Source organism: Rufibacter sp. JT20002 (assembly GCF_056491185.1).
Genome location: NZ_JBSZJY010000003.1, coordinates 298,617 through 310,855 on the forward strand (window position 1 = coordinate 298,617; position 12,239 = coordinate 310,855).

Annotated in this window: 14 protein-coding genes; 12 read left to right on the plus strand and 2 right to left on the minus strand. The window is 45.6% G+C overall.

Annotated features, from left to right (window positions below; genetic code table 11):
• Positions 1-4: 4 nt before the first annotated feature.
• The 12 genes from secY (at position 5) to ACW9SV_RS15235 (ending at position 8,439) form a co-directional block, all read left to right on the plus strand.
• Positions 5-1,330: a preprotein translocase subunit SecY gene (gene secY / locus ACW9SV_RS15180; RefSeq protein WP_479557608.1), complete on the plus strand. Its 1,326-nt coding sequence runs from the start codon at positions 5-7 to the stop codon at positions 1,328-1,330.
• Between the two features lie 3 nt (positions 1,331-1,333).
• Entirely contained in the window at positions 1,334-2,104 is a 771-nt protein-coding gene (gene map, locus ACW9SV_RS15185; protein ID WP_479557609.1) for a type I methionyl aminopeptidase, read from the plus strand.
• A 3-nt stretch (positions 2,105-2,107) separates the two neighbouring features.
• Positions 2,108-2,326, plus strand: coding sequence for a translation initiation factor IF-1 (infA, locus tag ACW9SV_RS15190; RefSeq protein ID WP_048919321.1), 219 nt, complete (start codon positions 2,108-2,110; stop codon positions 2,324-2,326).
• A gap of 4 nt (positions 2,327-2,330) precedes the next feature.
• Positions 2,331-2,447: a type B 50S ribosomal protein L36 gene (ykgO, locus tag ACW9SV_RS15195; protein ID WP_071885446.1), complete on the plus strand. Its 117-nt coding sequence runs from the start codon at positions 2,331-2,333 to the stop codon at positions 2,445-2,447.
• Positions 2,448-2,456: 9 nt separating this feature from the next.
• Positions 2,457-2,834, plus strand: a complete 378-nt coding sequence (gene rpsM, locus ACW9SV_RS15200; RefSeq protein ID WP_186641349.1) for a 30S ribosomal protein S13 — start codon at positions 2,457-2,459, stop codon at positions 2,832-2,834.
• Between the two features lie 10 nt (positions 2,835-2,844).
• The gene (gene rpsK, locus ACW9SV_RS15205; RefSeq protein WP_062544001.1) at positions 2,845-3,237 is read left to right on the plus strand and encodes a 30S ribosomal protein S11; all 393 of its coding nucleotides are present in this window, start codon (positions 2,845-2,847) and stop codon (positions 3,235-3,237) included.
• A 21-nt stretch (positions 3,238-3,258) separates the two neighbouring features.
• Entirely contained in the window at positions 3,259-3,864 is a 606-nt protein-coding gene (gene rpsD / locus ACW9SV_RS15210; RefSeq protein ID WP_479557610.1) for a 30S ribosomal protein S4, read from the plus strand.
• Between the two features lie 37 nt (positions 3,865-3,901).
• Positions 3,902-4,891, plus strand: a complete 990-nt coding sequence (locus ACW9SV_RS15215) for a DNA-directed RNA polymerase subunit alpha (protein WP_123127708.1) — start codon at positions 3,902-3,904, stop codon at positions 4,889-4,891.
• Positions 4,892-4,957: 66 nt separating this feature from the next.
• Complete coding sequence (gene rplQ / locus ACW9SV_RS15220) at positions 4,958-5,482, plus strand: 50S ribosomal protein L17 (protein WP_479557611.1); 525 nt, start codon at positions 4,958-4,960, stop codon at positions 5,480-5,482.
• Between the two features lie 78 nt (positions 5,483-5,560).
• Positions 5,561-6,673: a glutamine-hydrolyzing carbamoyl-phosphate synthase small subunit gene (gene carA / locus ACW9SV_RS15225; protein ID WP_479557612.1), complete on the plus strand. Its 1,113-nt coding sequence runs from the start codon at positions 5,561-5,563 to the stop codon at positions 6,671-6,673.
• 16 nt (positions 6,674-6,689) lie between these two features.
• Complete coding sequence (gene eno, locus ACW9SV_RS15230; RefSeq protein WP_479557613.1) at positions 6,690-7,967, plus strand: phosphopyruvate hydratase; 1,278 nt, start codon at positions 6,690-6,692, stop codon at positions 7,965-7,967.
• Between the two features lie 166 nt (positions 7,968-8,133).
• Positions 8,134-8,439, plus strand: coding sequence for an FtsB family cell division protein (locus ACW9SV_RS15235; protein WP_479557614.1), 306 nt, complete (start codon positions 8,134-8,136; stop codon positions 8,437-8,439).
• A 109-nt stretch (positions 8,440-8,548) separates the two neighbouring features.
• Here ACW9SV_RS15235 and dnaK read toward each other — a convergent pair whose 3' ends face one another.
• Together dnaK and ACW9SV_RS15245 are read right to left on the minus strand one after the other, a co-directional pair.
• Complete coding sequence (dnaK, locus tag ACW9SV_RS15240; protein WP_479557615.1) at positions 8,549-10,408, minus strand: molecular chaperone DnaK; 1,860 nt, start codon at positions 10,406-10,408, stop codon at positions 8,549-8,551.
• A gap of 468 nt (positions 10,409-10,876) precedes the next feature.
• A complete protein-coding gene (locus tag ACW9SV_RS15245; protein WP_479557616.1) occupies positions 10,877-12,211 on the minus strand; it encodes a TldD/PmbA family protein in 1,335 nt (444 codons plus the stop codon).
• Positions 12,212-12,239: the final 28 nt, after the last annotated feature.

Genomic DNA, 12,239 nt, shown 5'->3' on the forward strand with positions numbered 1-12,239 from the left:
ACAGATGAAGAAGCTGATTACTACGATTAAGAATATTTTTGCGATTGAAGATTTGCGAGTTAGAATCCTAAATACTTTAGGATTCATCGCAATTTTCAGATTAGGTTCCTATGTGGTATTGCCTGGTATTGATCCAAATCAATTAAAAGGCAGTGCTCAAGGGATCTTAGGCTTGTTAGACGCCTTTTTAGGTGGAGCATTTGGTAATGCTTCCATCTTTGCATTAGGTATCATGCCTTATATTTCTGCTTCCATCGTTTTACAGCTTCTAACCATTGCGGTTCCTTATTTCCAGAAATTGCAGAAAGAAGGAGAATCCGGTCGTAAGAAGATAAACCAATATACTAGGGTTCTTACCATTGTAATTACCTTAGCTCAGTCGGTTGGGTTCCTAGCAACCATTAATCAAGACGCTATTGATCCTTCTGTAGCTGGTCCTCTTTTTACAATTTCTTCTATGATTATCCTTACCGCTGGAACTATGTTCTGTATGTGGTTAGGTGAAAAGATTACTGATAAAGGTATTGGTAACGGTATTTCTATGCTGATTATGATCGGTATTGTTTCCCGCTTACCTGGTGCATTAGTAGGAGAGGCTTTAGCCCTTGGCCTTGGACGTGCTTTAATTTTTATCATTGAATTGATTGTTCTTTTCTTTGTGGTTATGGGGGTTGTGATGCTTACCCAAGCCATCAGAAGAATACCTGTACAATACGCTAAGCAAGTTGGCGGAAGCGCTTCACTTCAAGCTGGTCAAAGACAGTTTATCCCATTAAAGGTGAATGCTGCTGGGGTAATGCCTATAATCTTTGCACAGTCTCTGATGTTCTTGCCAGGTATGATCGCTTCCTTCTGGAGAAACGAAAGTGATATCGCCAATGAAATTGGGAATGTTTTTTCTGATTATACTTCTTGGCAGTATAACCTTTCTTTCGCTGTTTTGATCATTATTTTCACCTTCTTTTATACAGCCATCAGTGTTAATCCTAATCAGATTTCTGATGACCTGAAGAGAAGCGGTGGCTTTGTTCCTGGTGTTAAACCTGGTTTAGCTACTTCTGAATATATTGATGAAGTATTAACCAGAATTACCTTACCTGGTGCCATCTTCTTAGCAATCATTGCTATTCTGCCTTCTATTGCAATGTTGTTTGGGATCACAAGAGAGTTCGCAGCTTTCTTTGGTGGTACCTCCCTCATTATCTTAGTTGGTGTTGTTTTAGATACTTTGAACCAAATCGAGAGCTATTTGTTAATGCGTCATTACGATGGCATGATGAAGTCCGGCAAACTCAGAGGACGTTCAAAAAATATAGCGGTTGCTTCCTAAGGAATGATTATATATAAGACCGAAGAAGAAATCGAGCTTATCAAACAAAGTGCTAACATCCTCAGTCAAGTGCATGGCGAAGTTGCCAAACACATAACTGAGGGTGTTACTACCTTAAAATTAGATTCTGTCGCTGAAGAATTTATCAGAGACAATGGTGGTACTCCTTCCTTTAAGGGGTATAATGGATTTAAGCATAGCTTGTGTATTAGCTTAAATTCTGCAGTGGTACATGGTATACCTAGTCAGTATGCTCTACAATCTGGAGATGTTGTATCTATAGATTGTGGAGTTTTTTTTAAGGGTTTCCATAGTGACAGTGCCTATACCCACTCTGTAGGAGAAGTTGCACCAGAGGTTACTGAATTACTGCTACGTACCAAAGAGTCTTTGTATAAAGGCATTGAGTTAGCCGTTGTTGGTTCTCGTATCGGTGACGTAGGTCATGCTATCCAATCTCATGTGGAGCAGTTTGGCTACGGGGTTGTTCGGGAATTGGTTGGTCATGGATTGGGTCGTAATTTACATGAAAGCCCCGAAGTTCCTAATTATGGGAAAAGAGGGCAGGGGATGAAATTACAAGAAGGCCTTGTTCTTGCCATTGAGCCAATGGTGAATCTTGGATCCAGACATGTTGTTCAGGAAAATGACGGTTGGACTATCCGTACGCGAGATAAGAAACCTTCTGCCCATTTTGAGCACACGGTTGTGGTGAGAAAAGGCAAAGCAGAGATTTTAACTACTTTTGATTACATAGATAAAGCACTGAACTAATACATGGCTAAACAGTCTTCCATCGAACAAGACGGTACCATCATTGAGGCACTATCCAATGCAATGTTTCGGGTAGAATTAGAAAATGGCCATCAAGTTATTGCTCACATCTCCGGAAAGATGCGGATGCACTACATCAAGATTCTTCCTGGGGATAGAGTAAAATTGGAAATGTCTCCTTACGACCTTAGTAAAGGCAGAATAGTTTACAGATACAAATAAACAGATGAAAGTTAAAGCGTCAGTTAAGAAGCGCAGTGAAGACTGCAAAGTGATCAGACGTAAAGGCAAACTTTACGTGATCAACAAGAAGAATCCACGTTATAAACAAAGACAAGGTTAATTTAAAAACATGGCTAGAATAGCAGGAGTTGATATTCCAGATAACAAAAGAGGCGAAATTGCCTTGACGTACATCTTCGGTATTGGCCGTAAGTTGTCACAGTCTATTTTGGTGAAGGCTGGGGTGGATCTTGACAAGAAGGTGAAAGATTGGAGCGAGGATGAAGCCGGAGAAATCCGTAGCATCATTGCTGCTGAGCACAAAGTTGAAGGTGTTCTTCGGTCAGAAGTTCAATTGCACATCAAACGTTTGATGGACATTGGTTCTTACCGCGGTCTTCGTCACAGAAAAGGTTTACCAGTAAGAGGTCAGAGAACCAAGAACAACTCAAGAACCAGAAAAGGTAAGCGTAAAACTGTTGCAAACAAGAAGAAGGCATCTAAATAATTAAACGACAATGGCTCAGAAGAGAAAAGATAAAGCCAAGAAGCGCGTGGTTGTGGTGGAGCCTGTTGGTCAGGTACACATCAAAGCTTCTTTCAACAATATTATTATTTCAGTTACCAACATCAATGGCCAGGTTATCTCTTGGGCATCTGCTGGTAAAATGGGATTCAAAGGGTCTAAGAAAAATACTCCTTATGCTGCCCAAATGGCTGCTGCCGATTGCGGTAAAGTAGCTTACGAAGCTGGATTGAGAAAGGCTGAAGTTTTTGTTAAAGGCCCAGGTGCAGGACGTGAGTCTGCTATCCGGACTATGCAAAACGTAGGTATTGAAGTAACTTCTATCAAAGACGTTACTCCACTTCCTCACAACGGATGTCGTCCTCCAAAACGCAGAAGAGTTTAAGGATATTATTTAGTATTAGAAATGGCAAGATACACAGGCCCCAAGAGTAAAATCTCTAGAAGATATAACGAACCAATTTTTGGACCAAGCAAAGCTTTAACTAAAAAGGCTTATGGTCCAGGCCAACATGGCCGTGGTCGTAGAAAAAAGCAATCTGAATATGCCATCCAGTTAATGGAGAAGCAAAAAGCTAAATACATCTATGGTGTATTGGAGCGCCAGTTTGCGAACTTGTTTGACAAAGCAGCCCGTAAACAAGGTATTACTGGGGAAAACTTGTTGGCTTTGTTAGAGGCAAGATTAGATAACACTGTTTATCGTTTGGGTATTTCTCCAACGAGACGTGGTGCAAGACAATTAGTTCTTCACAAACACATTTTGGTAAATGGTAATGTGGTAAACATTCCTTCTTACACACTTCGTCCTGGTGATGTGGTGAGTGTTCGTGAGAAATCTAAATCTTTAGAAGCCATTACTACCAGCTTGTCTGGCCGTAATGCTCGTCAATTCACTTGGTTAGAGTGGGATGGTGGCCAGTTAACTGGTAAATTCATCTCCAACCCAGTGCGTGATCAAATCCCTGAGAAAATTCAGGAGCAGCTGATCGTCGAGCTTTACTCTAAGTAATAAGTTCTAATTAAATATCAACCTTAAACCAGCAATCATGTCAATATTAGCCTTTCAAATGCCAGAGAAAGTCGTTATGGAGAAATCCGATGACTTTAATGGGCAATTTGAATTTAAGCCGCTAGAAAAGGGCTATGGTGTTACCATTGGGAATGCGCTGAGAAGAATTCTTCTCTCCTCATTGGAGGGATATGCCATCTCCAGCATCCGGGTTCCTAGTGTGCTCCATGAGTTCTCTACCATTGAAGGTGTGGTTGAAGATGTCTCTGAAATTATCCTGAACCTGAAAATGGTTCGGTTCAAGAAAATTGGTGACTTGGTTGATGATAAAATCACCGTTAGCATCAGCAAGCAAGATACCTTCACTGCCGGTGACATCAATAAATTCTCGGGTTCATTCCAGGTGTTGAATCCTGACTTAGTGATTTGCCACTTAGACCCTGAATCTTCTTTTGAGATTGAATTAACCATTCAAAAAGGAAGAGGCTACGTTCCAGCTGAAGAAAACAGACCCGCAGATCAGGTTTTTGGTCAAATCGCGATTGATGCCATTTTCACTCCTGTAAAGAATGTGAAATATAGCGTTGAGAATACGCGTGTTGAGCAGAAGACTGACTATGAGCGTCTCTTACTTGAGATCACTACCGATGGTTCTATCCATCCGGAAGATGCTTTGAAAGGTGCTGCCAATATTCTGATCCAGCATTTCATGCTTTTCTCAGACAACACCATGACTTTTGAAACTGTGAAGCCTGAAGAGGAGGAAGCTGTTGATGAGGAAATGCTGCACATGAGAAAAGTTCTTAAGACGCCATTGCATGACATGGATCTTTCTGTTCGCGCATACAACTGCTTGAAAGCAGCTGATATCAGAACACTTGGAGATCTCGTACAATTGGATCTTTCTGACATGATGAAGTTCCGTAACTTCGGTAAGAAATCTTTAACTGAGTTGGAAAACCTGGTTTCTGATAAAGGTCTTACCTTCGGAATGGATATCGCCAAGTACAAATTAGAAGAGGATTAATAATCTACGGCATAATTCCCGATCCCGAAAGGTTGATCGACGGTATGCACGTGCACAATCAAAATAATGAGACACGGTAAAAAAATAAACCACTTAGGAAGAACTGCCGCTCACAGAGCCGCTATGCTTTCTAACATGGCTTCATCACTAATTCTGCATAAGCGCGTAATCACTACGGTTGCTAAAGCCAAAGCTCTTCGCAAATATGTAGAACCTTTGTTAACCAAATCTAAGAGCGATACTACGCACTCACGTCGTACTGTATTTGCTTACTTGCAAAACAAAGAGTCAGTTAAAGAACTTTTTGACGGTGTAGCAGGCAAAATTGCGAATCGTCCAGGTGGTTACACTCGCATTTTAAAGACTGGCACTCGTTTGGGTGACAACGCTGAAATGTGCATCATTGAACTTGTTGACTACAACGAGGACATGCTTTCAACTACTGGTACTGCCGCAGCCGCTAAGCCTAAAACTAGACGTCGTTCTTCAGGAAAGAAAAAAGATGATGCTCAGGCTACTCCTGATGCTTCTGCTTCCACTTCTGAAGATGCAGCAGCTACTGATTCTGCTCCAACTCCAACCGCAGAATAACAAGAATGCAATAATTATTGAAAAGGGATACGAGATTACTCGTATCCCTTTTTTATTTTTGCCACATATCTATAATAAATGAAGCTTCATACAACAACTGATGCAGTATTAGTGCTGGAAGATGGCGCTGTTTTCCGGGGTAAGAGCCTCGGGAAAATTGGAACTACAGGCGGCGAAGTCTGCTTTAACACAGGCATGACCGGCTATCAGGAGATTTTCACTGATCCTTCCTACTATGGCCAGATTGTGATTACCACCGTTTCGCACGTAGGTAATTATGGGGTACAGGCAGAAGAGGTTGAGTCTGGGAATATTCAGATCAAAGGATTGGTGTGTAAGGAGTTTTCGCACCATTTTTCCAGAAAGACCGCTGAAGGATCTTTGCAGGAATACTTTGAGAAAGCCGGGGTAGTTGGGATTTGCGAGATTGATACCCGTGAACTGGTGCGCTACGTGCGCGACAAAGGGGTGATGAATGCCATTATCTCTTCTGAGACCACCGATGTAGAAGCCCTAAAACTACAACTACTAGAAGTCCCTTCCATGGACGGGTTGGAGCTTTCCTCTAAAGTGACTACCGCCCAGCAGTACGATTTACCCGTAGCTGAGCCTCGCTTTAAAGTCGCGGTACTTGATCTTGGAGTGAAACGCAACATCCTTAACAATCTTACTATTAGAGGATGTGAGTGCCGTGTGTTCCCGTACGGTACTACCTTTGAGGAAATGGAAGCTTGGGGACCCGATGGGTACTTCATTTCTAATGGCCCTGGTGACCCTGCTGTTACTACCGAAGCGGTTAGAAGCGTAGAGGAGATTCTGAGAGTTGAGAAGCCTATGTTTGGAATTTGTATGGGACACCAGATCTTGGCTCAAGCTAACGGTATTCCTACCTACAAAATGCACAATGGGCACCGGGGACTTAACCATCCTGTGAAGAATCTGATCACCGGTAGAAGCGAGATTACTTCCCAAAATCATGGGTTTGCAGTGGATGCTGATGCGGTGAAGAACAACCCTAATGTAGAGATCACGCACATAAATTTGAATGATAATACCGTAGAAGGTATCAGAATTAAAAACAAACCTGCTTTCTCTGTACAATACCATCCAGAGTCTTCTCCAGGTCCGCATGATTCCGAGTATCTGTTTGACCTGTTTGTGGAGATGCTGGAAAAAGAAAAGAATTCTTAAATCAAACTAGAACTATATGAGCTTAATTGAAGACATCAAAGCCCGCCAGATTTTTGACTCCCGTGGTAATCCTACCGTTGAGGTAGATGTAATCACCTCAAACGGGGTAGTGGGTCGTGCTGCGGTTCCATCCGGAGCTTCTACCGGTAAACACGAAGCCGTAGAATTGCGTGATGATGACAAGAGCAAATTCATGGGCAAAGGTGTGCTGCAAGCAGTACAGAACGTGAACACCATCATTGCCGATGAGCTGGTTGGTTTTTCTGTATTTGAGCAGAGCCTGCTGGATAAAATCATGATTGAGATTGACGGCACGCCTAATAAAGCGAAGTTAGGTGCCAACGCTATCTTAGGGGTTTCTTTGGCGGCTGCCAAAGCGGCTGCGAAAGAAGCTGGTCAGTCTCTATACCGCTACGTAGGTGGGGTTAACGCCAACACGTTGCCAGTACCTATGATGAACATCCTGAACGGAGGTAGCCACGCAGATAATTCAATTGACTTCCAAGAGTTCATGGTTATGCCAATAGGTGCGCCTACCTTCTCTGAAGCGCTTCGTTGGGGTTCTGAAGTTTTCCACAACCTGAAGAACGTACTGAAGAAAAAAGGTATGTCTACCAACGTGGGTGATGAGGGTGGTTTTGCACCTAACATTGGTTCAAACCAAGAAGCTATAGAGATTGTAATCCAGGCTATTGAGGCTGCCGGATACCGCCCAGGTGAGGACTTCATGATTGCCATGGATGCCGCTGCTTCTGAGTTCTATGATGCTTCTACTGGTCACTACCACTTCAAGAAATCTACCGGTGACAAACTGACCTCTTCTGAGATGGTTAGCTACTGGACCGAGTGGGCGAACAAATACCCAATCATCTCTATTGAGGATGGTATGGATGAAGACGACTGGACCGGCTGGAAAGGTTTAACTGACTCTATCGGCAAGAAAGTACAGCTGGTGGGTGATGACTTGTTCGTGACTAACGTAACTCGTCTGCAGCAAGGAATTGATCAGCAAGTAGCTAATGCCATCCTGATCAAAGTTAACCAGATTGGTACCCTTACGGAGACTATCAACGCCATCAACTTAGGCCGTATTAACGGCTATAAGAGCATCATGAGCCACCGTTCTGGTGAGACCGAGGACAACACCATCGCTGACTTAGCGGTAGCCTTGAACACTGGTCAAATCAAAACTGGTTCTGCTTCCCGCTCTGACCGGATGGCTAAATACAACCAATTACTCCGCATTGAAGAAGAATTGGGTGAGGTAGCTTACTTCCCAGGACGCAACATGTAATTTGCCGTATGAGGCGAGTTTACTCTTGTTCGTTTTGCACCTGTTTTTCAGGAAACAGGACAAAAGCAGAATTTGAAGAATTGATTCGCTTCTTGTGCAGATAGGTTCTGGATTCTTTGTAAATTCATGGCGGCAAGCGAGAGCTTGCCGCCATTTTTGTTAGACTATGTTAGCACGCGTACCCAAATTCTTCCGGAACTTCTATTTTCTGACGGGCATCGCCTTCTTGGCTTGGATGTTCTTCTTCGACTCAAATGATTTCGTTACCCAGTACCAGACCAGCCGTAAGCTGACCATTCTGGAAGAGGAGCGGGATTACTATTTAGAGAAGATTGCCGAGGTGCAGAAAGACCGCAAGGAACTGATGAGCAACCCGGAATTGCTGGAAAAGTTTGCCCGGGAGAAGTACCTCATGAAGAAACCCACGGAGGAACTCTACCTAATAGTTGAAAAAGACGAAGAAGAGAAATAATCTATTTCTCCATCCATAAAAGCAGAACGCGCAGCCCTTGTAAGAGCTGCGCGTTCTGCTTTTTTATCTCGTTTGAAGGCCGAATTTCTCAAACCAGCCCTGAAAGGAGTTATTCTATCTTTTTACCCGTCATTGCTTTCTTAATGGAGATCTGCATAACCCGTTCGGCAAAGGGACTGGTTTGCTCTTCCAGCACATCTACTGCCTTTAGAATAGTGTCTTTGTCTCCGGTAGGCAGCACGTCTTTGAGGCGTTGCACGTTCTGACGGGTCAGGTCTATTTCCTCGGGGCTTAGGTGTTCGCCATTTTTCTCTACAAAGCGTTCTACCTGGTAAATCATCTGCTCAGCCGTAGTGCGGGCCTCAATGACCATGCGGGTAGAAACGTCTTCGCGGGCGTGGGTAATAGAGTCCATCAGCATCTGCTCAACCTGGGCATCGGTTAAGCCATACTGTGGTTTCACCTCTACCTCTTGGCGCACGCCTGACCGTAACTCAATCGCCTCCACTTTCAGAATACCATCAGCGTTCAGGATAAAGTTCACGTCTACCTTCGGGAAACCGGCTGGCATGGCCGGAATGCCTTTAAGATCAAACTCGGCAAGTTTACGGTTCTCTTTCACTAAATCACGCTCGCCCTGATACACGGAGATTTTCATGTTCACCTGCCCGTCTACCGAAGTGGTGTACTGCCGGCCGGCTTTAGTAGGAATCTTGGAGTTACGCGGGATAATGGAATCCATCAGTCCCCCCATGGTTTCAATCCCCAACGTGAGCGGCGTCACGTCCAGCAGCAGGATGTCTTTGCGGTTCCCGGCCAGTACATCGGCCTGGATGGCGGCACCCAAGGCCACAACTTCGTCTGGGTTAAGGGAGTTATTGGCTGGCTTCCCGAAGAAATCACTCACCGTTTGGTACACCAGGGGCACGCGGGTTGAGCCACCCACCATAATAACCGTGTCAATCTGCTCTGGCTGCAAGCCCGCGTCTTTCAAGGCCATCTGGCAGGAGGCCATGGTGCGGTCCACAATGGGTGTGATCAGGGTTTCAAAGGTGTGCCGGTCTAAGGCAAGGTCAATGCCGTTAAGATCCGCTTTGAATTTTTCTTGGCTGCTCAATGCCTTCTTCGCTTCCTCTGCCTGTAAGCGAAGAGCTTGAGCTGTATTGGCATCTTGGATGGCAAGGTCAGCTAGGAGCCGGTTTTGCAGGCTCCAGTACTGTATGATGGCTCGGTCTAAGTCATCGCCGCCCAAATAGGTATCTCCGTTGGTGGACAGTACTTCAAAGATGCCTTGGTGGATGCGCAGGATGGAGATGTCAAAGGTTCCCCCTCCCAGGTCATACACGGCAATGGTACGCTCCTCAGATTGGTCCAGACCGATGCCGTACGCCAACGAAGCCGCCGTGGGCTCATTCACAATACGCAATACTTCCAAACCAGCCAGTTTGCCGGCATCACGCGTAGCTTGCCGCTGAGAGTCGTTGAAGTAGGCGGGAACGGTAATCACCGCCCGGTTCACGGGAGTTTTTAACGCGTGCTCGGCCCGGGCCCGAAGTTCTTTCAGGATCTCAGCGGATAGCTCAATAGGGGAGTAGAACTTGTCCTGCACCCGTATTTTCACCAGCCCCTTAGAGTTATCATCAATGATTTTGTACCCGAAGAAGTCTTTGTGCTCGCCCAAATCCTGGTACGACTTACCCAATAAACGCTTCACTGAGTAGATAGTGTTGGCCGGATCTGAAATAAGAAACTCCTTGGCGGCATTGCCTACCAGTACCTCCCCGTTCTCGGCGAAGTGTACCACCGAAGGCACAATGGTACCCAACCCTTGGTCATTGATAGCGATAGGAACGTGGTCTTCAGGGTGCATATAGGCCACCAGGCTGTTGGTAGTACCCAGGTCAATACCCACAATCACCTCTTCCTTTTGAATAGATGCCGTGGTAAGATTTATTGCTATTTTAGCCATACTGTCAAGTTTAGTGGACGCGTTTCCGCGTCCTTCGGCAAAAGTACGAAGAATTAGCCTCTTACAAGGATACGGTTTCCTGAGGGATAGGTAGCGAAAGAGAGGAGTGATTCCTTGAGCTTGGCTGATTCGTTTTTATACTGATTTTTGTGAAACAGGCTTAAAGCGGAATACCTGAGGAGTAGAAGAAGCCTGTTAGTACCTCTATTCCGCAAAAAAAACTATGCTATCACTTTAGTAACCTAATCTTCGCTGGCACGAGCCTCCGGCTCATGTTCCCACGTATTCCTGATTCTATTCTTACCAGTTGCTTTATCTGGTTATTGATTCTTAGCAATACGTGCGGCTACGAGCCGGAGGCTCGCACCAACGGTTCCGTTAGCAGGTAATATAAAATCCGTTTAGAGCCTGTTCTTCTTAAAACAGGCTCTAAACGGATTAGTTGAAAGAGGATGCTATATAAGCTACCTACACAGCATCAGACAAACTGCTGAAGGTAAAGTCCCTAATTTTAAGCGGTGGCAGCAAATAGTTGTTTGTAGATTCACCGCTTACTACGCGTTCTGTTTTGCCCAGGGCCTCCAGGTTGTTCAGCATGATGATGGGGCTTTCATTGAAGCGGAAATTCTTAACGGCGTGTTTGATTCTGCCGTTCTCAATGTAGAAGGTTCCGTCGCGGGTAAGGCCGGTAAGCAGAAGCGTCTGCGGGTCTACACTACGGATGTACCAGAGACGCGTCACCAGAATACCTTTTTGGGTGCCCTTGATAAGGTCATCCAAGCTTTGGGTGCCACCCTGCATAATGGCCGAGTTAGGGAAGGGCACCGGTGTCAGTTTCTTTTGCTGCGCCCAGTAGCGGGATACCGGTATCTGTTTCACAATTCCTTTGTCAATCCAGGTGACTTTGTTCAGGGCTTGGCCGTCCTGCGCCCAAGGGGAGGTAGGTAGATCTGGGTGGGCCGGGTCTGAGTAGATGGTCACGCGCTCGTCCACCAGCTTTTGGCCTACTTTGTTCCCGCCGCCGGGTTTGCTCAGGAAACTGCGACCTTCGTCTGCAGAGCGGGCATCCATGTTAAAGAACAGGTTCTCCAGCATCACAGCCACAGCGGCTGGTTCCAGAATGACGGTGTACTTGCCGGGTTCCAAGGCTTTGGCGTTCATAGACCCCGTGGCTTTGCTCACCGCAATGTTAGAGACTGAGGCCGTGTCTAGCTTGGTCACGTCATTGAAACCTCTGGAAACATAGCCCGAGCCGGTTCCGTCTGGCGTGCGCACCGTGAGGGAGAAATCCACCCCGGTATCGGTATTATAAGCGAAAAGGCCTTTGCTGTTCATCATGGACTGAAAGCCCACAGAGTCTTGCAAATAGCCCGCAGCGGTAAGGTTCTTTGACTTGGCCGTGGCGATGCTTTGGCCCACCATCTCTGCGCGCTTGTCGGGGGTAATGGCAGCAGTGGCCGCCACGTAAGGGTTGGTAGTGATATATTTCTGCGGACCCAGTACGCCCATGTATTCGGGGTTCTCAGGCGCCAGTTTGGCCAGTTCTTCCGATCTACGCACTACTTTCTCCAGGGAGGCATCATCAAACTCATTGATGGTGGCGGTGCCCACGCGCTTTCCGAAGGAAGATTGCACCACCAGTTGGGTGGTATGCGACTCGCCAGCGGTGGAAACAGAGTTACGGGCGTAGCGCACGTTCCCCGATTTGCTACCTGTAAGGTTCGCCTCGCATTCATCGGCTTTGCTCAGCGCCATCACTTTCTTCAAGACAGCCTGTGCCTGTTCTTTGGTATATATTGCCATGGTTAATTCGCGTCTATCAGTTGATTGA